17 protein-coding genes are annotated in these 21,334 nt (G+C 66.9%); 7 read left to right on the top strand and 10 right to left on the bottom strand.

Annotation, left to right across the window (positions count from 1 at the left end):
* Nucleotides 1–5: 5 nt before the first annotated feature.
* The 6 genes from FA85_RS08460 to FA85_RS08435 form a co-directional block, all read right to left on the bottom strand.
* Complete coding sequence (locus tag FA85_RS08460; RefSeq protein ID WP_051943225.1) at nucleotides 6–920, bottom strand: phosphoinositide-specific phospholipase C-related protein; 915 nt, start codon at nucleotides 918–920, stop codon at nucleotides 6–8.
* Nucleotides 921–1,015: 95 nt separating this feature from the next.
* Nucleotides 1,016–1,828: a bifunctional DNA-formamidopyrimidine glycosylase/DNA-(apurinic or apyrimidinic site) lyase gene (gene mutM / locus FA85_RS08455; protein ID WP_036109709.1), complete on the bottom strand. Its 813-nt coding sequence runs from the start codon at nucleotides 1,826–1,828 to the stop codon at nucleotides 1,016–1,018.
* Between the two features lie 45 nt (nucleotides 1,829–1,873).
* Nucleotides 1,874–2,365: a hypothetical protein gene (locus FA85_RS08450; RefSeq protein WP_036109712.1), complete on the bottom strand. Its 492-nt coding sequence runs from the start codon at nucleotides 2,363–2,365 to the stop codon at nucleotides 1,874–1,876.
* Between the two features lies 1 nt (nucleotide 2,366).
* Nucleotides 2,367–3,713, bottom strand: coding sequence for a GldG family protein (locus FA85_RS08445; RefSeq protein WP_036109715.1), 1,347 nt, complete (start codon nucleotides 3,711–3,713; stop codon nucleotides 2,367–2,369).
* On the bottom strand, nucleotides 3,713–4,468 hold the full coding sequence (locus FA85_RS08440) for an ABC transporter permease (protein ID WP_036109718.1): 756 nt from the start codon (nucleotides 4,466–4,468) through the stop codon (nucleotides 3,713–3,715). The genes FA85_RS08445 and FA85_RS08440 overlap by 1 nt, the downstream gene beginning before the upstream one ends.
* Nucleotides 4,465–5,193: an ABC transporter ATP-binding protein gene (locus tag FA85_RS08435; protein WP_036109720.1), complete on the bottom strand. Its 729-nt coding sequence runs from the start codon at nucleotides 5,191–5,193 to the stop codon at nucleotides 4,465–4,467. The genes FA85_RS08440 and FA85_RS08435 overlap by 4 nt, the downstream gene beginning before the upstream one ends.
* Before the next feature lie 235 nt (nucleotides 5,194–5,428).
* On the opposite strand from FA85_RS08435, the gene FA85_RS08430 reads away from it, so the two are divergent.
* Nucleotides 5,429–6,622, top strand: a complete 1,194-nt coding sequence (locus FA85_RS08430; RefSeq protein ID WP_036109723.1) for a DesA family fatty acid desaturase — start codon at nucleotides 5,429–5,431, stop codon at nucleotides 6,620–6,622.
* A 223-nt stretch (nucleotides 6,623–6,845) separates the two neighbouring features.
* Here FA85_RS08430 and rpmG read toward each other — a convergent pair whose 3' ends face one another.
* Both rpmG and rpmB read right to left on the bottom strand, forming a co-directional pair.
* Nucleotides 6,846–7,010, bottom strand: a complete 165-nt coding sequence (rpmG, locus tag FA85_RS08420; RefSeq protein ID WP_036109728.1) for a 50S ribosomal protein L33 — start codon at nucleotides 7,008–7,010, stop codon at nucleotides 6,846–6,848.
* Between the two features lie 11 nt (nucleotides 7,011–7,021).
* Nucleotides 7,022–7,258 (bottom strand): 50S ribosomal protein L28, encoded by a 237-nt coding sequence (gene rpmB / locus FA85_RS08415; RefSeq protein ID WP_036109731.1) that lies wholly within the window; start codon nucleotides 7,256–7,258, stop codon nucleotides 7,022–7,024.
* 306 nt (nucleotides 7,259–7,564) lie between these two features.
* On the opposite strand from rpmB, the gene secB reads away from it, so the two are divergent.
* From secB to FA85_RS08400, 3 genes are all read left to right on the top strand, one after another.
* Nucleotides 7,565–8,059, top strand: a complete 495-nt coding sequence (gene secB / locus FA85_RS08410) for a protein-export chaperone SecB (RefSeq protein ID WP_036109736.1) — start codon at nucleotides 7,565–7,567, stop codon at nucleotides 8,057–8,059.
* A 3-nt stretch (nucleotides 8,060–8,062) separates the two neighbouring features.
* Complete coding sequence (locus tag FA85_RS08405) at nucleotides 8,063–9,100, top strand: NAD(P)H-dependent glycerol-3-phosphate dehydrogenase (RefSeq protein WP_036109739.1); 1,038 nt, start codon at nucleotides 8,063–8,065, stop codon at nucleotides 9,098–9,100.
* 123 nt (nucleotides 9,101–9,223) lie between these two features.
* On the top strand, nucleotides 9,224–12,232 hold the full coding sequence (locus FA85_RS08400) for a DEAD/DEAH box helicase (RefSeq protein WP_036109742.1): 3,009 nt from the start codon (nucleotides 9,224–9,226) through the stop codon (nucleotides 12,230–12,232).
* Nucleotides 12,233–12,383: 151 nt separating this feature from the next.
* Here the strand turns inward: FA85_RS08400 and glk are convergent, their stop codons facing one another.
* Nucleotides 12,384–13,424, bottom strand: coding sequence for a glucokinase (gene glk / locus FA85_RS08395; protein WP_036109744.1), 1,041 nt, complete (start codon nucleotides 13,422–13,424; stop codon nucleotides 12,384–12,386).
* Between the two features lie 225 nt (nucleotides 13,425–13,649).
* On the opposite strand from glk, the gene FA85_RS08390 reads away from it, so the two are divergent.
* The 3 genes from FA85_RS08390 to FA85_RS08380 all read left to right on the top strand — a co-directional run bounded on the left by FA85_RS08390 (nucleotide 13,650) and on the right by FA85_RS08380 (nucleotide 17,764).
* On the top strand, nucleotides 13,650–14,744 hold the full coding sequence (locus FA85_RS08390; RefSeq protein ID WP_036109747.1) for an ABC transporter ATP-binding protein: 1,095 nt from the start codon (nucleotides 13,650–13,652) through the stop codon (nucleotides 14,742–14,744).
* 156 nt (nucleotides 14,745–14,900) lie between these two features.
* The gene (gene hemB / locus FA85_RS08385; RefSeq protein WP_036109750.1) at nucleotides 14,901–15,890 is read left to right on the top strand and encodes a porphobilinogen synthase; all 990 of its coding nucleotides are present in this window, start codon (nucleotides 14,901–14,903) and stop codon (nucleotides 15,888–15,890) included.
* Between the two features lie 71 nt (nucleotides 15,891–15,961).
* The gene (locus FA85_RS08380; protein WP_036109754.1) at nucleotides 15,962–17,764 is read left to right on the top strand and encodes a monovalent cation:proton antiporter-2 (CPA2) family protein; all 1,803 of its coding nucleotides are present in this window, start codon (nucleotides 15,962–15,964) and stop codon (nucleotides 17,762–17,764) included.
* Between the two features lie 84 nt (nucleotides 17,765–17,848).
* Here the strand turns inward: FA85_RS08380 and FA85_RS08375 are convergent, their stop codons facing one another.
* A complete protein-coding gene (locus FA85_RS08375; protein ID WP_343122848.1) occupies nucleotides 17,849–21,304 on the bottom strand; it encodes an ankyrin repeat domain-containing protein in 3,456 nt (1,151 codons plus the stop codon).
* Between the last annotated feature and the right edge of the window lie 30 nt (nucleotides 21,305–21,334).

Raw genomic sequence — 21,334 nt, 5'->3', positions numbered from 1 at the left:
GTGGTTCAGCGCGCGTCAGGTAGCTGATTGAGCCAGTCGACGAACGCCTGCGCATCGCCTTCGTCGTGGAAGTCGACGGCGACGTAGTTGGGCTTGCGTTTCGCTGCCGGAAGGCAGTAGTCGAGGTAACGGCTACGCAGCTCTTCAAAGGCGTTGTCGTGACTTGCGTGGTGTGCGACCGGTAAACCGTGGAAGTGATTCATGGTGAACAGCGGTCGCCAGCCCGGTTTGCCGGGGATGGACGTGCGGTCGAGGGGCTGTACGTCCGCATCCCACCGGCTGCGGCAGCTGCGGTCGTGGGTCAGTATCGTCATGCCCAGGCTCCAGTAGTTCTCAACGGTGTAGCGGACGGTCGGCATGATGTGTACGGTCCCGTGCGCGGTGAAGATCGCACCGCTGTTCGCCTCGTTGAGGCTGAAGATCAACAGGCGCTGGCCGCGGCTGATCAGCTCGCGATAGGTCGGCCATCGTTCGGTATCCCAGGTCGTGGGATCGAAGGTGACGCTCCCCAGGCGGGGAACACGTCGCAGCTCGGCTTTGAGTTGTGCCAGCGTGCTGAAATCCTCGAGCTGGAGCGTGATGACCGCCTCCGGATGGGTATCCAGGTAGGGCAGGATGGTCGCCTGCAACAGCGTGGCGAACCGCTCGGTGCCGGGGCCGTACGTGCACTTCGCATGACACAGTGCCACGCGTCCCTCGAACGGATGCAGGTCGAGCATGAACGCGCGTACGCCAGCCTCGAGTTGCTCGGCGATCGTCGTCCGCTGATTCCGAATCAGTCCGTTGCTGGTGAAGGCGTTGTGCGCGGTCAGCCACGTGTAGCGGTCGAAGGGTTCGTCCAGGCCGAGGGTTTCCGTCGGGCCCGCAAGGGCCATCGGTGTAGCGATCGATGTCGCCACGGCGAACAGCAGTTTTTTCATGAGGGCATTCCCTGCCGCGGTAGGATGACTGTCAGCCTAGTGGCGTGCCCATGCGCTTCGGAGTCCGCGAAACGCTCGATACCTTGTCGTCTTTTCTAATGCTGGCATGTAGGGCAATAGAACGACGCTCGCTGTCCGAGCGTCACGACCTTGATCGGCGTCGTGCAGGTTCGGCACGGCTCGCCGGCGCGTCCGTAAGCGAACAACTCCTGAAAGAAGTATCCGGGGGCGCCATCCGGCGCGAGAAAATCGCGCAGGGTGGTGCCCCCTCGTGTGATGGCGTACGCGAGAATCCGTTTGATCTCACTGGCGAGCTTCGCGTAGCGCTCGCGTGACACCTTGCCGGCGGCGCGGCGCGGATCGATTCCCGCAGCGAACAACGCCTCGCTGGCGTAGATGTTGCCGACGCCGACCACGACCGCGTTGTCCATGATGAAGGTCTTTACCGCGGCGCTGCGGCCGCGGGACAGTCGCCACAACACGTCACCGTCGAACGCGTCGGTCAGAGGTTCCGGACCGATACCTTCGAGCAAGGCGTGCGTCTCGCCGGGCATCTGCCACAGCAGCGCACCAAACCGGCGGGGGTCGGTAAAGCGCAGCACGCGATCGGATTCGAGCATCAGGTCGACGTGGTCGTGTTTGCCCACGGGCGTGTCGGGAGGAAGCACGCGCAGCATGCCGGACATGCCCAGATGGAACAGGGCGGTCCCCGCCTGTGTTCGCAGCAACAGGTATTTGGCGCGTCGGTCCACCGCTTCGATGACCTGCCCGGGCAGCAACGAGGAGATTTCCGGTGGAATCGGCCAGCGCAGGTCGGGTCGACGCAGCACGACGCCCGTCACGCGACGCCCTTCCAGGTGAGGTGCGATACCGCGACGGGTGGTTTCGACTTCGGGAAGTTCTGGCATGGGCCGAAGATGGGGGCTGCCGCGGCGGCTGGCAACCGCTGCCGGTCAGGGTGCCGGTGAGTCGTGGGTCGGCAGCGAGGCCGTGCGTGGTGCGCGCGGCAGGGCCTGAGCGGGTACGAAGGCGATCCGGTCGCCGACTTTCGCGTAGCGCTGCTTACCCAGGGCGGCCATGTCGCCGAACTCGACGCGGACGCCGTCGAGCACCAGCACGGCGACCGGCGGTGCCAGCCCGATTTTTGCCTCATCGAACGTCGAGGCTGGATTCCACGTTGCGACCGGCGTGGCGGCCAGTGAGGCGAGTTCGTCGGCACGGCCCTGATCGGCGATCCGGGTGCCATCGGTCAGCCACTGACCGTCGTGCCGTTCGAAACGCTGGGCAGGCGACCCCTTCAGGGTCAGCTCGATATGGCTCACCGTGTCCGGATCCAGCGCGGTAAGCAGGTGCGCGCGCGCATCGCTTTCATCCGCGCGCCATTGCCAGGCCACCGCGACGATCAGCGCGAGGACGACGAGCAGACCGATCAGTCGCGTGCGCACGTCAGCGTCTCCGTCTGCGCCAGGCGATGCCGACGCCGAGGCCGAGCAGCGTCATCGGCAACGCGATGAGGAAGCCGAAGCTGATGGCGTTGAGCCCTTCCTGCGACAACGAGATCACACGGTCCGGTGCACCGCGCGTCGGCAGGTCGACCAGTACGTCGTCGCCAAGGAGCCAGTCGAGCACGCGTTCGCCGAGCGCGCGATTGCCGCCATTGCCGATGTACGTGTTGGACAGGAAGTCGCCATCGCCGATCACGACGGCTCGCTGCTCATTGCGATCGGGGCTGGGTGACAGTCGGTTCAGGGCGAAGCCGAAATCCAGCGGACCCTTGAGTTCGCCCGCTTCCGGGTGGAAGGCGATCGTCGACGGTCTGGCGTTATCGATACCGCCGAAGGCCGTCCAGCTGCGCTCGCCCGAGCGCAGGAAAGGCACCACGGCCCAGTCGTGGTCGGAGACCTGGGCCAGTCCCGATACCTGCGGGAAAAGGGTGCTTTCCCGGAACCCGCGAGTGATGGCGTGGAACGGGTAGTCGCCGAGCACGACCATCCGGGGATCGTTGACGTTGAGGGTGCTGCCCTGACCGTCGACCAGGACGCCCGGAAGCACACGCACGCCGAGCACGTCGGCCAGCGGGCCGGTGCCCAGATCCTCGTTACCCGGTTCGGTGAGCCAGAGCAGGTTGCCGCCGCCATGCACGTAGTCGACCAGCGCGGCGACGCTGTCCGCCGGAAGGGAGCTCGTGGGGCTGGCGAGCACGACCAGGTCGGTGTGATCCGGCACCCCGCGCGTCTGGCTGAAGTTGAGCGGTACGGCACGAATGCCGCGGCGCTCCACCTGGGTCATGAACGTGCCCAGGTCCGCATTGGCGCGACCGTCGGGCTGGCGTTCGCCGTCGCCGGTGACGAACGCGACCACGCGTTCGCCGCCTCGGGCCAGCCGCTCGAGGGCGTTCGACAGGTTGCGTTCGTTGATCGGGCTTTCGACCCGCTGCTCGCGGCCCTGATAGCGCACCAGCAGGGCGCCGTCGCCGGCGATACCGAGCTGGCGCGAGGCCGACGGGTCGAGGTCGGGGTCGACGAAGGACAGCGTCAGGTCTTTCTTTTCACGCGTATAGCGCTCGATGACGGCGGCGATCTGCTCGCGCAGTGGCCCGGTGGGCGAGAGGTAGCCGACCACCTCGACCGGGCCGTGCAGTGTGTCGAGCACCGCCACACTTTCCGGCGCGAGGCTGGCGCGCGCCCCTCGCGACCAGTCGGCCGTCCACGTGTGACGTGTGCTGAGGAAGCCGATGCAACCGGTGGCGACCAGCAGCCCGAGCAGGACGAGCCAGCGATCGAGGCGGCGCATTACTGGCGCTCCCGGTCGGCGCCGAGTCGGCGGATGGCGAGGATCAGTGACAGGGCGATGGCCAGTGCGAACCAGATGAGATCGCTGGAGACCACCAGCCCGCGAAGCAGGTTCTGCAGATGCGTGGCCATGGTCAGCCAGCCGAGAAAGCCGCCACTCAGGCCTGCCGCCTGAGCGCCACGATCGATCGTCCAGAGGACGAGCGTCACGATGAGTGCCATCGCCGCGGCAATGGCAGGGAACGACGTCGCCGCGGAGCAGGCGAGGCCGATCGCGGCCAGTGTCGCCAGGAGCAGGGCCGTGCCCAGTGTCGCCGCGGCGAGCTTGCCCCAGTCGGCGGTGGATTCGGCACCGACCAGCAGGGGCATCGCCAGCGTGGCAAGCAGCCAAAGTGCCAGCCATCCGAGCACGGCGATGTATTTGCCCAGCACGATGCGTGTCGGTGACAGGCCCGTGGAGGCCAGCAGGGCGAGGGTGCCCGCGCGGCGTTCACCGGCGAGCTGGGTCATCGTCATCAGCGGGACCACCAGAAACGCGAGCTTGACCAGTTCCGCCAGCAGCGGAATGGCGACCAGATCCGTGAAGCCCGGCGCGTCGGCGATCCCCGCCAGCTTCACCTGCGCACCGAGAAATTGCCCGAGGCCCAGGACGAAGGTCCAGGCCAGCCAGGCGATGGTGAGTGCGGCGAGCGCCCATGCAAGCGGGCGGACAGCGAGGCGGCGCCATTCCAGGCGGGCGACGGCGGCGATGCTCATGCGCCGGCTCCCGTGGCGATGCCGAAGAAGACGGATTCGATGTCGCTGCCGTGGTCGTCGTGCAGCGGCGCATCGTGACGCAGGCGCCCTTCGTGAAGGATCGCCACGCGGTCGCACACGGCGACCACCTCACCAAGGACGTGAGTCGACAGGATCACAGCGGCACCGGCGGCGGCCCGCTCGCGGATCAGTCGGCGCAGCTCGCCCACCTGCACCGGATCCAGTGCATTGGCGGGTTCGTCGAGAATGATCAGCGCCGGGTCGTGGACGAGGGCGCAGGCGAGCCCGAGTCGCTGGCGCTGGCCCTGCGACAGGACCCCCGCGAGGCGCCTGCGAAGGTCGCCGAGCTGCAGGCGGGCGACGATCGTGTCCGCCGCGCGCTTTGCCACGGCCCGGCTGGCGCCGCGGAGCCGGGAAAACGCGATCAGGTGCTCGTCGACGGACAGCTCCGGCCACAGCGGGGCGCTTTCAGGCAGCCAGCCGAGCAGACGTCGCGCCATGGCCGGTTGCCGAGCGAAATCCATGCCGTCCAGCTCGATATGTCCGCTGTCAGGGCGAAGGGCACCGGCGAGCATCGAAAGCGTGGTGGACTTGCCCGCGCCATTGACGCCGAGGAGGCCCAGGACTTCACCACGGTTCAGGCAAAACGACACCCCCTCGACGGCCAGGCGCCCGGCACGGCGTCTCGTAACGTCTGCGACATTCAGCAAATGGGCCGCGCTCATGCGGCTACGTCGCCGAACACCGCGTAACGCGCACTATCTTGCGAGCAAAACGACGCAGGGGAGTGATCATGCTGAACGAGCGAGGGGGCGGTCATCCCGCGATTGTGCGGAAAGGGGTTCGGAAACCACAACAGTGGGCTTCACATTTCGCCGAATTCCGTGCTGGTGGGTATGGAATCGGCTCGTTAGACTGGTACCTGTACGACCCCTTCACTTCCCGCGCGGTACCGACCTGATGCTCGACACCCTGCTCGATTTCCTGGCCAACGGCCTCACCCACGCAAGCTGGGGCGAGATCGCTGTCTATGTGCTCGTGGTCACCCAGCTCACCATTTTCACGGTGACGCTGTACTACCACCGCAGCGCGACCCATCGTGGTGTGGATTTCCACTGGACCCTCAACGGCTTCTTCCGTTTTTGGGGCTGGCTGACCACGGGTATGGTCGTCAAGGAATGGGTAGCGATCCATCGCAAGCATCACGCCAAGGTCGAGACCGAGGAAGATCCGCACAGCCCGCAGGTCTTCGGTATCAAGAAGGTCTTCCTGGACGGTGTGTCGCTCTATCGTGAGGCCAGCTACAACAAGGCCGACATGGAGAAGTACGGCCGTGGCACCCCCGACGACTGGTTCGAGCGCAAGCTGTTCGGCGCGCACCCGTACTGGGGCCCGGTGCTGATGGCTTTTATCGATGTCGCGCTGTTCGGCGTGATCGGCATGGCCATCTGGGCCGTGCAGATGATCTGGATTCCGTTCTGGGCCGCCGGTTTCGTCAACGGCATCGGCCACTGGTGGGGTTACCGCAACTTCGAAAGCTCCGACACCGCGACCAACATCTCGCCGTGGGGCTTCTGGATCGGCGGCGAAGAGCTGCACAACAATCATCATGCCTTCCCGAGCTCGGCCAAGTTCGCCTTGCGCAAGTGGGAGTTCGATATCGGCTGGGCGGTGATCTGCAGCCTGCGCTTCTTCCGTCTGGCCAAGGTGCTGCGTGTCGCGCCGACGCTGAACATCCGTCCGAACGTGCACCTGCCGGATGCCGAAACGCTCAAGGGCGTCCTCGCACTGCGTTTCCAGGCCACGACGGACTACTACCGCAACGTCATCCTTCCGACCATGCGCGAAGAAGTCAGTCAGGCCGGAGACAATCTGAAAGCCGTGCCGCGTCGTGTTCGTCGTGCGCTGGCCGACGGTGGTCGCTGGCTCGACAACGATGCGCGTGAGCGCATGCATGCCGCGCTGGCCAATCGCCCGGCGCTCACCACGGTGTGCGAGTTCCGCGCGCGCCTGGTCGCCCTGATGGAAGAGCGCGGTGCCGACAAGGCGCTGAAGTCTCTGCAGCAGTGGATCGTCGAGGCGGAAGAAAGCGGCATCCGTTCGTTGCAGCAGTTTGCACAGCGGCTGAAGGGTTACTCGGCGGTCGGCGCGTAACGCGATCAAGCCGATTCGAAAAAAGGGCCCGCCATCTGGCGGGCCCTTTTTTGTTTGGCACATGCGTAAGAGCCGTAAAGCCGCTTCGTAGCCGGGACATCGGGCTCGAGGTGGCGTAAGGCCTCATTCGCACGCATGTTGTGCTGAGGGTTCGCGCACGAAGTGCGCTCCCACGCGGCTTGCGCGCGTAGATAAAAAAAGGCCGCCATTCGGCGGCCAATTTTTATTTGATCTTACCTTCCTTGTATTCCACATGCTTGCGGACGACAGGATCGTACTTCATGAACACCATCTTTTCCGGCGTGTTCTTCTTGTTCTTCGTGGTCGTGTAGAAGTGACCGGTGCCCGCGGTGGAAATCAGGCGGTGCTTATCGCGCTTGCTTGCCATGGTTGATCTCCTTAGATCTTTTCGCCGCGGGAACGGAGGTCGGCCAGCACGGCTTCGATGCCGTTCTTGTCGATGGTGCGCAGCGCGTGGTTGGAAACGCGGAGCTTCACCCAGCGGTTCTCGCTGGCGACCCAGAAACGGCGCTCGTGCAGGTTCGGCAACCAGCGGCGACGGGTCTTGTTGTTTGCGTGCGAGACGTTGTTGCCGCTCTGCACGCCCTTATTGGTGACTTGGCATCTACGGGCCATGATGACCTCCTTTAGATTCGTTGGACCGCCCTTTGGCCAGGGTGGCGACGGCCCAGCCACGACCCGGTTACGGGGCGCCATGCGATGGCTGGAGGGGGGTGGAACATCCCTGACAATGAGGCCCGCATCGCATGACGGGCGTTCCCGACGGATCGGGTTGGCATAGGGAAGCCGGGCATTCTCTCAGAATCCTACGTCCTCGCGCAAGCCGGACTGTGCGGGGCGCCGGGTTGTGTGAAACAATCCCGGCTTTCGTGCCAGCGGCACGTAACCCGCCCACACGACGCCTTCTCGAGGACTCACGCAATGGCAGAAATCACCGCCAACGGCCAGGCCGGCCAGCCGCAGCTCGTGCTGCAGAAGATCTACGTCAAGGATGCTTCCTTCGAAGCGCCGAACGCTCCGCAGGTGTTCCAGGAAATGGGCGAGACCGAGGCGCAGCCGCAGGTCCAGCTCAACCTCGGCCACAAGGCCGTCGACCTCGGCAACGACCTGTTCGAAGTCGTGCTCAGCCTCACCCTCACCTGCAACCTCGGCGAGCGCACCGCTTACCTCGCCGAAGTGCACCAGGCCGGCATCTTCGGCATCGGTGGTTTCACCGATGACGACCGCGACGGCATCCTCGGTTCGTACTGCCCGAACCTGCTGTTCCCTTACGCCCGTCAGATGGTCTCGGCGATGATCCAGGAAGGTGGCTTCCCGCCGTTCCTGCTGCAGCCGATCAACTTCGACGCCCTCTACGCCGAGCAGCAGCGTCAGCAGGTCGAAGGCGGCGCCGGTACCCATACGCTCAACAGCTGAGCGATGACCTCCGCCTCCCGACCCACCGTCGCCGTTCTCGGCGCCGGTTCCTGGGGTACCGCGCTGGCTGCGCTTCTGGCGCGCAACGACGTCCCCACCCGGTTGTGGGGGCGCGACGCCGACGCGCTCGCGGAAATGGCCGCGGCGCGTCGCAACCTGCGTTACCTGCCCGACCTCGACCTGCCGCCGGAACTCGCCTACGACGGCGACCTGGCCAGCGTGCTGCGGGGGGCGGACATCGTTCTGCTCGTGGTGCCGAGCCACGCGTTCGCCGCGCTGCTCGACCAGATCGTGCCCATGCTCGAACCCGGTGTCCGCATCTCGTGGGCTACCAAGGGTTTCGAGACGGGTACGGGGCGTTTTCTGCACGAACTGGTCAACGAAAAGCTTCCCGGCAGGCCTGCCGCGGTGGTCACCGGACCCTCGTTCGCCCGCGAGGTGACCGCCGGCCTGCCCAGTGCCGTCACGGTCCACGCCACGGACGACGCCTTCGGCAAGGAACTCGCCGTGCTGCTGCACGCGCCCAACTTCCGCGCCTACACGGGTAACGACATCCTGGGGGCCGAGCTCGGCGGTGCGATGAAGAACGTGCTGGCTGTCGCCACCGGCGTCGCCGACGGTATGGAGCTGGGGCTCAACGCCCGCGCGGGCCTCATCACCCGCGGCATGAACGAGATGCTTCGCCTCGGTGTCGCGCTTGGGGCGCGTGCCGAGACGCTCATGGGTCTTGCCGGCCTGGGCGATCTCGTCCTGACCTGCACCGGCGACCTGTCACGAAACCGCCGCCTGGGTCTGGCCCTGGGCAGGGGCATTCCGTTGACGGAAGCGGTTCGCCAGATCGGTCAGGTGGTCGAGAGCGTCGTGACGGCCGACGAAGTCGCCCGCCTCGCCGGCTTCCATGGGCTGGACCTGCCCATCTCGGCCGCCGTCCGGTCGGTGCTGCATGGCGAAGTCACCCCGGAAGAGGGTCTGCGCACCCTCATGGGGCGCGAGCAGAAGGCGGAATATCCCGTCGATTTGTTCCCCCACCGCCGCGACTGACGCCGCGGCGCGTCTCCCGTCTGGCTGAACCGGGCCGGTCCGCCGGGTAAAAAGTCCTACGGGCACGTCATCCCGCCTTTGCTAAGCTTCCTGTTTTGGTCGCGCTGACAGGCTCGCATACGGATGCATCAACCGGACGACAAGCGCAGGCGTCACGCCATGGCAGAAGTGCTGCCTCTGGCGTGGCAGCGCGCATTCGACGAGCCGGCCGCTCCTCCGCTGGCCGAGCGCAGTGTGCTGGGTTTCTTCCTCGAGGGCGTCAACGACGACCACGAGCCGGCGGCCCGGCTGGATGTCGCTCCGGTCCTGCTCACGTTGAGTGCGGAGGGCCGTTACTTCCGCCCCCTGCCGCTGGACAGCCGCCACCTGCCCGAAGCCGCGCTCACGGTGGCCGAGAAGCGTCTGGCGGCCACGGTGCTCGGCCTGCCGCAGACCTTGCGCAAGAGTCGCAGCTACGCGCGTTTCGCCGGTGCGCTGGGCGACCAGCTCCTGGCTGAAGTGCTCGATGGCGCACCGTGTTTCTTCGGCGGCGTTGCCGGTCTGAAGCTGTCGCGCGGGCAGGCTCATCCCCTGAGCTGGCGCTGGAACCTCGAAAAGGACGGCAGCCAGAAGCTGGTGCCGGCGCTTCCGACCAGTCAGCGTCTTTTTCGTGTGGGCTCGCTCTGGTTCCTCGACGCGGAGCATGCCGAGATCGGTCCGCTGGAAGGTTCCCCTGACGAAGGCGCCTGGCTCGATCTTCCGCCCCTGCCGCCCGAAAGCACGGCCGCGTTCCTCGCCCGGATGGAAGGCACGCGCATGGGGCCGCGCGTGCCGCCGCCGCAGGTGTTCGGTGACATGCGTCGGGCCGAAGTCTCCCCGCGCCCGGTGCTCGTACTCCACGCCCTGACCCGGCATGCGCGGCTCGCCGCGGGTACGCCCCCCCTGGCCTATGGAAGGCTTGCCTTCGACTACGCAGGCGAGCGCCTGCCCGGGCGCGGCGGTGAGCCGCTGGTCCGACGCGTGCGCAACGGTGCGCTGCTTGAAATCACGCGACGCCGTGCTGAAGAACTCGCCTCGATGGAAACGCTGGAAGGCGCAGGCCTCAATCCCGCGGTCGATACCGAGGGCTTGCCCTGGGACATGGCCGACACGCTGCCCGATGACGCGTGGCTGTTCCCGGGCAAGGGCTATGCCGGTGCGTTGGAGGTCAATACACCGGCCCGATGGCTTGCCTTGCGTCCCCGGCTCGAAGGCGATGGCTTCGTGCTGGAGTACGACCGCAGTTTCCCCTTCGAAGTGCTCGAGGGTCCCGTGCACTGGTACGGGAAGGCGCACGAAGACGACGCGGACCGTGCGTTCGATCTGGAAATCGGCATCGAAGTCGAGGGCAAGCGCGTCAACCTGCTGCCTGCCGTCGCGCAGGCGCTGGCCGAGCACCAGCTCAGTCTGAGCCCGACGCCCGGTGAGGCTGAAGACTCGGTCTGGTACGCGCCTGTCGACGAACGCCGTCGCGTCCCGGTGCGTCTGAAAGAATTGCGAGGCTTGCTCGCTCCGCTCGCCGAATACCTCGAGAAGCCGCGTCAGCAACTGCATCTGCCTCGCGTACAGGCCGGTCGTCTCGAAGAGCTCGCGCAGGCCTTGCCCAGTGGCGGCTCGTTCGAAGCGCCCGAGCGGCTGCGTGGTTTCACCAGGCGTCTGCGTGAAGCGGCCGAGCGCGCCAGCGATGTGGTTCCCGAGGCGTTGCAGGCGGAGCTTCGCGGCTATCAGCGCGATGGCCTGCGCTGGATGAACGCCCTGGCCGAAGCCGGCACCGGTGGCGTACTCGCCGATGACATGGGTCTGGGCAAGACGCTCCAGCTCATCACGCATCTGCTGGCGCTGAAGGAAAACGGCAATCTCGAGTCGCCCGCGCTCGTCGTCGTGCCGACCAGCCTCGTGCCGAACTGGTCGTCCGAACTCGCGCGCTTCGCACCGAGTCTGCGTGTGCTGGCGCTGCATGGTCCCCAACGCGCGGAAACGTTCGCGCACATCGGCGAGAACGATGTCATCCTCACGACGTACGCATTGCTTCCGCGCGACGTCGAAACGCTGAAGAAGCAGGCGTTCTCCCTCGTGGTGCTCGACGAAGCGCAGCAGGTGAAGAACCCACGCACGCAGGCGCGTCGCGCGTTGCTCGCGTTGAAGGTGCCGCGTTGCCTCTGCCTCACCGGCACGCCGCTGGAAAATCACCTCGGCGAATTGTGGTCGCAGATCGATCTCGCCGTGCCCGGCTTGCTGGGTGACGAAGGTGCGTTCCGTCGCCACTACCGTGCGCCGATCGAGAAGCACCAGGACATCGAGTGCCAGGACCGTCTGAACCGTCGCATTGCGCCGTTCATCCTTCGTCGCACCAAAGCGCAGGTCGCGTCGGAGTTGCCGGCGAAGACCGAGATCACACGTCGTGTGGTGATGGAGCCGCGTCAGCGCGATCTCTACGAAAGCCTGCGCCTCTCGCTGGCGGAGGAACTGCGCGAGGTCATCGCGCAGCGCGGCATCGCCCATAGCGGCATCGTGGTCCTCGATGCGCTGCTCAAGCTGCGTCAGGTCTGCTGCGATCCGCGGCTGGTGAAGCTCGAGGCCGCCCGTGGCGTGCGCGAGTCCGCCAAGTTCGAACTGTTGATGGACATGCTTCCCGCGCTGCTGGCCGAAGGCCGCCGTGTCCTGTTGTTCAGTCAGTTCACGGAAATGCTCAATTTGATCGCGGTCGAGCTCGATCGACGGCGCATCAGTTACGTGACGCTGACGGGCGAAACGCGCGATCGCGCGGAGCCGGTGCAGCGCTTTCAGGACGGCGAGGTGCCGTTGTTCCTGCTCTCGCTCAAGGCGGGCGGCGTGGGCCTGAACCTGACCAGCGCCGATACCGTCATCCACTACGACCCCTGGTGGAATCCGGCGGCCGAGGCACAGGCCAGCGACCGTGCGCATCGCATCGGTCAGGACAAGCCCGTGTTCGTTTACCGGCTGATCACAGCGGGCACCGTCGAAGAACGCATCGAGGAACTCAAAGCCCGCAAGGCCGAGCTTGCCGACGCCGTGCTTGAAGGTGGCGGAAGCCGTGAGCGACTGAGCTTCGACGAAAGCGATCTCGACGCGCTGCTCGCTCCGCCGGCCTGAAGCACTCAGTCTGCGGGCTCTCCCGCCGTGCTGCGTAGGAGCGATCGCGCACTCCCGGAGGACGGGAATCCCGGGTTCTCCACGGTCATGCGCGTCATCCGCGCGCCAGGCCTTCACCTGCGCGCGGCATGACGTTTACCACTCGGCTGGCTTAACGGCGCAGCGGCGTACCGCCGGCTTCGACGATCGCCAGCGCCGCACCACCGATGAGGCCCGGCTCCGGGTTCATGATGGCCTGGGTCGGTACCTGCTCCATGGTGTCGCGGAAGCGGCCCTTGGCTTCGAAGCGTTCGCGGAACTTGCCCTTCTGGATCCACGGCAGCAGGATCGGCGTCATGCCGCCTGTGAGGTACACGCCGTCCCACGCGCCCAGCGTGAGCACGAGGTCACCGGCCACGCTGCCGAAGATGCCCGCGAACGTTTCGACCGCGCGTGCGCACATGGGGCAGGTTTCGTCGGTGGCGCGCTTGGTGATCTCTTCCGGGGTGATGTCGGCCTGCGGCTTCTGACCGGAGATTTCGCAAATCGCCTCGTAGAGATTCACCAGACCCTGGCCACAGATCAGGCGTTCGTTGGACACGCGGCCGTAGCGAAGGTTGAGCACCTTGAGGATCTCGATGTCCTCGGCGCTGTGCGCCGCGAAGCCGGCATGGCCGCCTTCGGTCTGCAGCACGCTGACCTTGTCGCCACGAATGAGCAGGCCGCCCACGCCAAGCCCGGTGCCCGGACCGACGACGACGAAGGTCTGCTCTTCCTTGGCGCCGATTTTCGGCACGGGCAGGGTGCCGACTTCCACCAGATCCTGGTGGCCCTGGGCGTCCTTGTCCGCGCTCATCAGCATCACGGCCATCGACTGCGCCGCGAAGTCGTTCACCAGGTGAACCCACTCCAGATCCAGCTCCGCGGCGAGATTCTTCGCCGAGATGGCCCAGGGGTTGTTGGTGACCTTCACCGTCTCGCCGTTATCGATGCGACCGGCGGCGGCGATGATGGCGCGCTGCGCCTCGTGGCCGGTTTCCTTGAAGTACTGCTTGGCGGCATCGCCCAGCGAAGCGTAGTCCTTAACGTGGTAACGCCGGATGCTTTCCTGGATAAGTGGTTGATCTGCTTCCGGATGCGCAATGCCGAAGCGCACGTTGGTGCCGCCGAGGTCGGCGAGCAGGGTCGGCGCCGCGGCGCTAACTTTGGACATGTTTTAAGGACCTGTCAGATCACGGAAGCCCGCAAGGTTGCCTCGCGCGGGCGCTGGCGTCTAGTGACGGTTTGCTCTGCGCCGTCTTGACATACGCAGAGCCTCCCGGTGTGACGGTGGGGACCGGCACTTTGACGTAAACGTTTACGTCGGCAGAATACCCCATCGCCCGGGTCAATGGCAGGCAGTTGCCTGCCAGGCACGGGTACAACGGGAGAGTATGTGATGGCAGTGGTTCGCCTCGAGAAGGTGCGCAAGGTTTATCCGAACGGGCATGTGGCCCTGAAGGAGGCGAGCTTCGAAATCGCCGATGGCGAACTGCTGGTGCTGGTCGGGCCCTCGGGTTGCGGCAAGACCACGCTGCTCCGGATGATCGCCGGACTCGAGTCCATCTCGGGTGGCACGCTGAGCATCGGCGACCGCGTCGTCAACGACGTGCCGCCGAAGGATCGCGATATCGCGATGGTTTTCCAGAACTACGCGCTGTACCCGCACATGACCGTTCGCGAGAACCTCGGCTTCGGCCTGCGCCTGCGTGGCGTGGACAAGGCGGAGATCGATCGCCGTGTCGCCGGCGCTTCGGACATGCTCGGCCTCGACGAACGCCTCGATCATCGTCCCGCCGCGCTGTCCGGCGGTCAGCGGCAGCGCGTGGCGCTGGGCCGTGCGATGGTGCGCGATCCCTCCGTTTTCCTGCTCGACGAACCGCTGTCGAATCTGGATGCGAAGCTGCGCCTGTCCACACGCGTGGAGATCGCGCGTATTCACCGCCGCGTGGGCGCCACGATGGTGTACGTGACGCACGACCAGATCGAAGCGATGACGCTCGGTCAGCGCATCGTGGTGTTGAACGGCGGTGTGATCCAGCAGCTGGATACGCCGATGAATCTCTACAACAAGCCGGCGAATCTTTTCGTCGCGGGTTTTCTCGGCAGCCCCGCCATGAATCTTTTCCACGGGACGCTGCGTCGCGCCGACGGGCTTCGTCTGGAGATGAAGGATGGCTCGCTCGCGCTCGCCACCGAGGCGGCCGCGCTCGGCCCCTACATCGACAAGCCGCTGATCGTCGGGGTACGCCCGGAGGACCTGCTTACGGTCAGCGACCATCCCGGTGTCGACGCACGCCTGCAGGCGCATGTCGACGTGGTGGAGCCGGTGGGCAACGAAGTGTTCCTCAACATGCGTCACGGTAGCGAAGAGCTCGTTTCGCGCGTACCGCCCCATTCGACGGTGCAGCCGGACAGCGACGTCGCGCTGGGCTTCCATCTGGAGCGCGTCCACTTCTTCGATCCGGAAAGCACGCTGCGAATCGACGTGTAAGCATGGGTCGGGGCCGCCTCACGGCGACGTTCCGCCGACGCGCTGCCCTCGACGGGCGTATCGGCGGGGCGTGAGACGCCTGCGACGCCTTGCCACCACCGGCGCGTCGGCCGAGGCGTAAAATGGGGCGATCGCCAACCAACAGGCCTCCGTCCCATGACCTTCCCCGCCGTCCGCATGCGCCGCATGCGCCGCGATGCTTTCTCCCGCGCCCTTATGCGCGAGAACGTGCTCACCGTGTCCGACCTGATCATGGTCGCTTTCGTGGTCGATGGCGAAGGCGTGCGCCAGCCGGTCTCGTCCATGCCGGGCGTCGACCGGCTGTCGATCGATGAACTGCTGAAGCTCGCCGAGGAGTGCGTCGCCCTGGGTATACCGGCGCTGGCGCTGTTCCCGTCCGTCGGCGACGGGGTGAAAAGCGAAGATGCCCGTGAGGCGTGGAACCCCGATGCCCTGTTCCAGCGCGCGACGCGCGAGCTGAAGAAGCGCTTTCCGGAACTGGGTCTTATCGGTGATGTGGCACTCGATCCGTACACCACGCACGGTCAGGACGGCCTGATCGACGCCGACGGTTACGTCATGAACGAGCCGACCGTGGAGGCGCTGATCAAGATGTCGCTGGCCCAGGCCGAAGCGGGCATGGACTTCGTCGCTCCTTCGGACATGATGGACGGCCGCATCGGCGCGATTCGCGACGCGCTCGAAGACGCCGGCTACATCCACACCCGCATCCTTGCGTATTCGGCGAAGTACGCGTCGAGTTTCTACGGCCCGTTCCGCGACGCGGTCGGCTCGTCGGCCAATCTGGGCAAGGGCAACAAGCACACCTATCAGATGGACGTCGGCAACAGCGACGAGGCCCTGCGCGAGGTCGAACTGGATCTCGCCGAAGGCGCCGATGCCGTGATGGTGAAGCCGGGCCTGCCTTATCTGGACATCGTCCGGCGGGTGAAAGACGCCTTCGGCGCGCCCACGTTCGTCTATCAGGTCAGCGGGGAGTACGCCATGATCAAGGCGGCCTCGCAGAACGGCTGGCTGGACGAGAAGGCCGTCGTCATGGAATCGCTGCTGGCGATGAAACGGGCGGGCGCCGATGCGATCCTGACCTACTTCGCGGTGGACGTGGCGCGCTGGCTGAAGGGTTGAGCGGCATTTCGTCCAAAACGGCAGCGGGATCCGCATGACATAATCCGGGACGATTTCCCGGGAGCCGCAGCATGGATGGACATCACTTTCTAGAGACGGCCGTCGTCTTCCTGCTGGCGACGGTGGTTGCCGTGCCGCTCACCAAACGCTTCCGTCTGGGTGCCGTGCTGGGTTACCTGCTGGCGGGCGTCGTGATCGGGCCGTCCGTCCTCGGCCTGGTCAGCGACACCGAGGGCGTTGCGACGATCTCCGATTTCGGCGTCGTGCTGATGCTGTTCGTGATCGGCCTCGAGCTGTCGCCGTCCCGCCTGTGGGTGATGCGCCGTGCGGTGTTCGGCAGCGGCAGCCTGCAGGTGATCACCTGTGCGCTCGCTCTCGGTGCTATCGGCTACTTCCTGTTCGGCCTGACCTGGAAGGCGGGCGTGATCGTCGGTGGCAGCCTTGCGCTGTCGTCCACCGCGTTCGGCCTTCAGATCCTCGCTGAGCGCAAAGAGGCCGGCGCCGCCTACGGTCGCCAGGCCTTCGCCATCCTGCTCTTCCAGGATCTCGCCGCCATTCCGTTGATCGCCGCGGTGCCGTTGCTCGGTGGCGCGGTCGCCCACGGCGCGCACGGTCCCGACACGATGAGCGTGGTCCGGGTCGTCGGCACCATCTTCGCCGTGATCCTCGGCGGCCGGCTGCTGCTGCGCCATGTGTTCCGCTTCGTCGCCCGCGCCAAGAGCACCGAGGTGTTCACCGCGACGGCGCTGCTGGTGGTCATGGGCACGGCATGGCTGATGGAACTGGCGGGCATCTCCGTGACGCTCGGCGCCTTCCTCGCCGGCCTGCTGCTGGCGGATTCGGAGTATCGCCACGAGCTCGAGTCGAATATCGAACCCTTCAAGGGGCTGCTGCTCGGCCTGTTCTTCGTCAGCGTGGGCATGTCGGTCGACCTCGCGTTGCTGGTCGCCAAGCCGTTGCTCGTGCTGGGCATGGTGGCGCTGCTGCTCACGGTGAAGGCTCTGCTGATCGTTCCGCTGGGCCGGCTGGTCGCCTCGCTGACCACCGCCGATTCGGTGCGTCTGGCGGCCGTGCTGGCGAGCGGCGGCGAATTCGCCTTCGTCATCCTCAACCTCGCACAGCAGAATCGCCTGATCGACGACAGCCAGCGTGGCCTCATGGTCATGGCGATCTCGCTGTCGATGGCGCTGACGCCGTTGCTCGTGCTTGCCGCGTCGCGTCTCGTGCATGAGCGTGTGCGCAAGCCGGACCGTGCATTCGACACCATCGAGGCCGATACGCCCCGCGTCATCATCGCCGGCTTCGGGCGCATGGGCCAGATCGTCGCTCGCGTGCTGCGTGCGCAGGGCATCCAGTTCGTCGCGCTGGAGAGCTCGGTGGAGCAGGTGGAGACCTCGCGCCGCTTCGGCGGCACGTCGCTGTTTTTCGGCGATCCCGGGCGTCCGGAAATGCTGCGTGCCGCGCAGGCGGACAAGGCCGAGGTGTTCGTCATCGCCACCGACGATCCCGAAGCCAACATCCGCACCGCGCGGCTGGTGAAGCGCCAGTACCCGCACCTCAAGATCGTCGCCCGCGCGCGTAACCGTCAGCATGCGTTCCGTCTCATGGATATCGGCATCGAAGATCCCGTGCGCGAGACCTTCTACTCCAGCCTGGAGATGACCCGCCACGTGCTCCAGTCGCTGGACATGTCGGCCGACGTCGTCGACAGCCGTATCGCGCGGTTCCGCAAGCACGACGAGCAGGTGCTGCGCGCGCAGTACCTGGTGTATGACGACGATGCCGCCCTCATGCAGTCCTCGAAGGAAGCCCTGCACGACCTGCAGCAGCTCTTCGAGGCCGATGCGGTGGAAGAGCGCGAAAAGGAAGCCTGACCCTGAAGAGGCGAGCGCGCTCGCTGTAGGAGCGAGCCCCGCTCGCGACAGCCCGTCGCGAGGGAGCCACAGGCGGCCGTGGTCTTAGTCCGGCTGCGCCGGCTGCCGCAACGTCTGCCTCACGCTCGGAATCGCGCCGACACGCGTTCCGAGCTCGTGCGCGATGTCCACGTAACCCAGATGCCGGGCGACATCGCCGGCGGTCCGGCCGAACGCATCGGCCGCCTGACGGTTCGCACCGCGATGGATCAGGACGCGGGCCGGGCCCAGCAGCGCATGCATCGCACTTGCGTGCAGCGCGCTGACGCCGCGATGGTCGGCGTGTTCGATCTTCGCGCCCGCGTCGAGCAGGACGGGTACCAGCGCGCCAAGGTGGGTGGCATCCGCCTCGGTACCGGGGCGCAGATGCGCACCCAGCAGCATCAGCAGCGGGGTCACGCCGTCCTTGTCCGCCTTGTTCACATCGGCACCCTTGCCGATGACCGTATCGAGCAGGCGACGTGCGCGCAGGCTGTCGCTGCTGCCGAAGCAGTATTGCGCGGCGGCATGCAGCGCCGTGTGTCCGTGCGCGTCCTCGGCGCGGGCATCGGCGCCTGCCGCGAGCAGCATCTCGGCGATCTCGGGGTAGCCGAGGGCGGCGGCGATCATCAGGGCGGTCGTATCGCCCGGCAGTCGCTGGTCCGCCGCCACGCCGCGCGCGAGCAACGCTTCGACGATCGTGTCGCGACGCGCGTTCACCGCGGCGGCGAGTGGCGTGATGCCCGAAGCGGCGGCGAGCGTGGGATCGGCGCCCGCTTCGATGAGGTGTTCGGCCACATCCCGCCTTCCGGCGCCGGCGGCACGAAGCAGGGCGGTGGCGCCTTGCGCATCGCGCGTGTCCACGGCAAAACCGAGTTCGAGCAGCCGGTCGACCGCCTGTATGTCGCCCGCGGCGGCGGCGGCGGGTAAGTCATCGGCACGCAGCGGACGGCGCGGCAGTGGCCATGCGGTCCAGCTCAGCCAGCGCTCGACATCGCCATGGCCGATGCCGAGGCCGTACGGCGTCTCGCCATTGACGTCCGCCGCTTCCGGGTCCGCGCCATGAGCGACCAGCAGGCGGACGAGGGGCAGGCTCTCGCCGCCCTGTTCCAGCGCGGCATGCAGGGGCGTACGGCCTCCCGCATCGCGCACGTTCGGGTCCATGCCCCGGGCGAGCAAGGCACCGAGCAACGCGCTGCGGCCGGTGGCAGCCGCCATGTGCACCGGCGTGCGACCGCGCGCGTCGGCGCCGAAGGGGTCGGCACCGGCTTCGAGCATCGCGAGCGTCAGGCGTTCGTCGGCACCGTCCAGACGGCACACTGCCTGACCGAGGAGGCCCGCACCCGCGGGGGTGGCGCCCGCGCGCATCAGCTGCAGCAGCGCGTCGGCCGACTGGGGAAGCTGGGGGAGCAGGGCGTCGAACAGCCGGCGACCGGTCGTGTCGGTTCCGTCGGCCGGGGGCGCCAGCCGCGCCTCGGCATGGAGGCCATGGTCCAGCAGCCACGCGCGTGCCGCATCGAAGCCCGTGCCAGCCAGATCGACATACAGCGCGGCGAGTTCTTCCGCGGGCCAGGCACGAACCTTGGCGGTGAACGTGGACGCGACGGCCCAGTGTCCGAAACGCAAGGCATCGTAGAGATGCATCGGCGAATCCGCACCCGCCTCCGGTACGACCGATTCGCTCAGCGATGTCGGCAGTGGCGTCTCCGGGTCGAGCAGGGCGACGAAGTCCCAGCGGCCCGTACCGGCCGCGTGGTCGAGCGCGCTGCGTCCATCCGCGCCGGCTTCCTTCGGCTGGGCCCCCAGCGCGAGCAGCGCGCGTACCGTGGCGGCCTGGGCGCGCGGCGACTGGCAGGCCAGCGTCAGCGCGTCGCGTCCGTGGCTGTCGCGCGGCGAGGCATTGGCCTGGGCGTCGGCCAGCAACTGGACGATGCCGTGAGCGCCGGCACGCGCGGCCTCCATGAGGGCGGTGGTGCCATGCCGGTCGGCGAGGTTCGGCTGGGCGTGGGCCTGAAGCAGGGCCCGGGCGATCTGCTCGTGACCTTCCGCGGAGGCGGCGATCAGGGCCGAGCGTCCGTGGGCGTCGGTGGCGTTCACTGGTGCCTTGTAGCGCAGCAGCACCTTCACACCTTCCGCGTCGTCGTCGGCGATACCGGCGGCGGCGACCAGGGCGGGCTCGCCGCCGACGGGAGCGGGTTTGGCACCGTGCTCGAGAAGGAAGCGTACGAGTGCCCAGTTGGCCGCGCGGCACGCGATGGCCAGCGGCGTGTCGCCGGCGGCGTTGACGGCGTCGACCGGCGCGCCTGCATCGAGCAGCATGGCGGCGACGGTCGGCTCGGCGCTGAGCACCGCCCCGTGCAGTGCGGTGTTGCCCTCGGCATCGGTGGCGGCGGCGTTCGCGCCGTTGGTCAGCAGGGTGAGGACGGCTTCAGGGCGACCGTGCCAGCTGTCGCGCGTGGCGGCGTGCAACGCGGTCACGCCCTGATGGGCACGGCTGACCTGCGCGCCACGCGCGATCAGCGCACGCAGCAGGCGGATGTCGGGGGAAAGGGCGGCGAGCGTCAGCACGGGGCGCTGGTCGCGATCGCCCGGTTCCGCGGCGGTGTTGGGGTCGGCACCGGCTTCGACGAGCGCCACGGCCCGTGCGATGTCGCCTTCGCGGGCCGCTGCCAGGAGCGCGTGCTCACGTACGCCGGGCTGACTTTCTTCGTTGCTGAGTACGGGAATGGGGGGAGGCGGCGCAGTCACGTCCGGCTCGATGCCCGGCTCACGCCGGGGCTCGGCGCGGGCCGTACGGATATGCCCGCGGCGCTCGCAGAGCAGCGCACGGAGGGTGCGGTTCGCGATCACCATGCCGGCGACGGGCAGCAGCACCACGCCATAGATCGCCAGTGCGGCGATTCGCATCTCCGGGGGAAACACGCCGTAGAGGCCGGAAAGGGCCACGGCGCAGAACGCGAGTACGAGCAGGCTGAAGGCGGCGGGCAGGAAATGCGAGAAGAAACGTTCCTCGGCGGAAAGGTGGCGGCCGAAGCTGACCGAGCGGGCCACCGCGGTGAATATCCACGAGCCGTTACCGCTGTCCTCGGGGTAGGCATCGTCCCAGAGGAAAAGAAGCCCGAACGCCGGCCACATGCGCCACAGCGCCGCCAGCGCGACCACGAGCGTCGCTGCCAGTAACAGCGCCACGCCCAGGCTGGGCGCCTGCGTCAGCTTGAGCAGCGGCCAGGCGACGAGCACGAACACGACGAAGGTGTAGGCCGTGAAGATCACGACGTGCGCCGAGCCGCGACGCAAGGCCGTACGCAGGAAGCTCGTTTCGGGATCGAAACCGATCGCGTGACAGACCGCGGCCATCACCAGGGCGTTAGCGAGCAGCAGCGGAATCAGCGCAAGCGGCGACGCCGTGAGACCCGCGCAGGCGACAGCGGCGAGGGCGGGAAGGAACCAGGGCAGCGCCTTGATCAGCGATGGTCGACGACGTTTGGGATTGGCCATGCGCGCGAGTATACGGACGCGCATGGCATCACGCGGTAACGACGTGTTAACCCA

The organism is Luteibacter mycovicinus (genome assembly GCF_000745235.1).
GTDB lineage: Bacteria > Pseudomonadota > Gammaproteobacteria > Xanthomonadales > Rhodanobacteraceae > Luteibacter > Luteibacter mycovicinus.
The sequence above is the reverse complement of the archived record's forward strand: the minus strand, read 5'-3'. Positions and strand labels throughout refer to the sequence as shown.

Coding starts and splice junctions, on each gene's coding strand:
- FA85_RS08460 (WP_051943225.1), bottom strand. CDS start 920: ATGAAAAAACTGCTGTTCGCCGTGGCGACATCGATCGCTACACCGATG.
- mutM (WP_036109709.1), bottom strand. CDS start 1,828: ATGCCAGAACTTCCCGAAGTCGAAACCACCCGTCGCGGTATCGCACCT.
- FA85_RS08445 (WP_036109715.1), bottom strand. CDS start 3,713: ATGCGCCGCCTCGATCGCTGGCTCGTCCTGCTCGGGCTGCTGGTCGCC.
- FA85_RS08440 (WP_036109718.1), bottom strand. CDS start 4,468: ATGAGCATCGCCGCCGTCGCCCGCCTGGAATGGCGCCGCCTCGCTGTC.
- FA85_RS08435 (WP_036109720.1), bottom strand. CDS start 5,193: ATGAGCGCGGCCCATTTGCTGAATGTCGCAGACGTTACGAGACGCCGT.
- FA85_RS08430 (WP_036109723.1), top strand. CDS start 5,429: ATGCTCGACACCCTGCTCGATTTCCTGGCCAACGGCCTCACCCACGCA.
- rpmG (WP_036109728.1), bottom strand. CDS start 7,010: ATGGCAAGCAAGCGCGATAAGCACCGCCTGATTTCCACCGCGGGCACC.
- rpmB (WP_036109731.1), bottom strand. CDS start 7,258: ATGGCCCGTAGATGCCAAGTCACCAATAAGGGCGTGCAGAGCGGCAAC.
- secB (WP_036109736.1), top strand. CDS start 7,565: ATGGCAGAAATCACCGCCAACGGCCAGGCCGGCCAGCCGCAGCTCGTG.
- FA85_RS08405 (WP_036109739.1), top strand. CDS start 8,063: ATGACCTCCGCCTCCCGACCCACCGTCGCCGTTCTCGGCGCCGGTTCC.
- FA85_RS08400 (WP_036109742.1), top strand. CDS start 9,224: ATGCATCAACCGGACGACAAGCGCAGGCGTCACGCCATGGCAGAAGTG.
- glk (WP_036109744.1), bottom strand. CDS start 13,424: ATGTCCAAAGTTAGCGCCGCGGCGCCGACCCTGCTCGCCGACCTCGGC.
- FA85_RS08390 (WP_036109747.1), top strand. CDS start 13,650: ATGGCAGTGGTTCGCCTCGAGAAGGTGCGCAAGGTTTATCCGAACGGG.
- hemB (WP_036109750.1), top strand. CDS start 14,901: ATGACCTTCCCCGCCGTCCGCATGCGCCGCATGCGCCGCGATGCTTTC.
- FA85_RS08380 (WP_036109754.1), top strand. CDS start 15,962: ATGGATGGACATCACTTTCTAGAGACGGCCGTCGTCTTCCTGCTGGCG.
- FA85_RS08375 (WP_343122848.1), bottom strand. CDS start 21,304: ATGCGCGTCCGTATACTCGCGCGCATGGCCAATCCCAAACGTCGTCGA.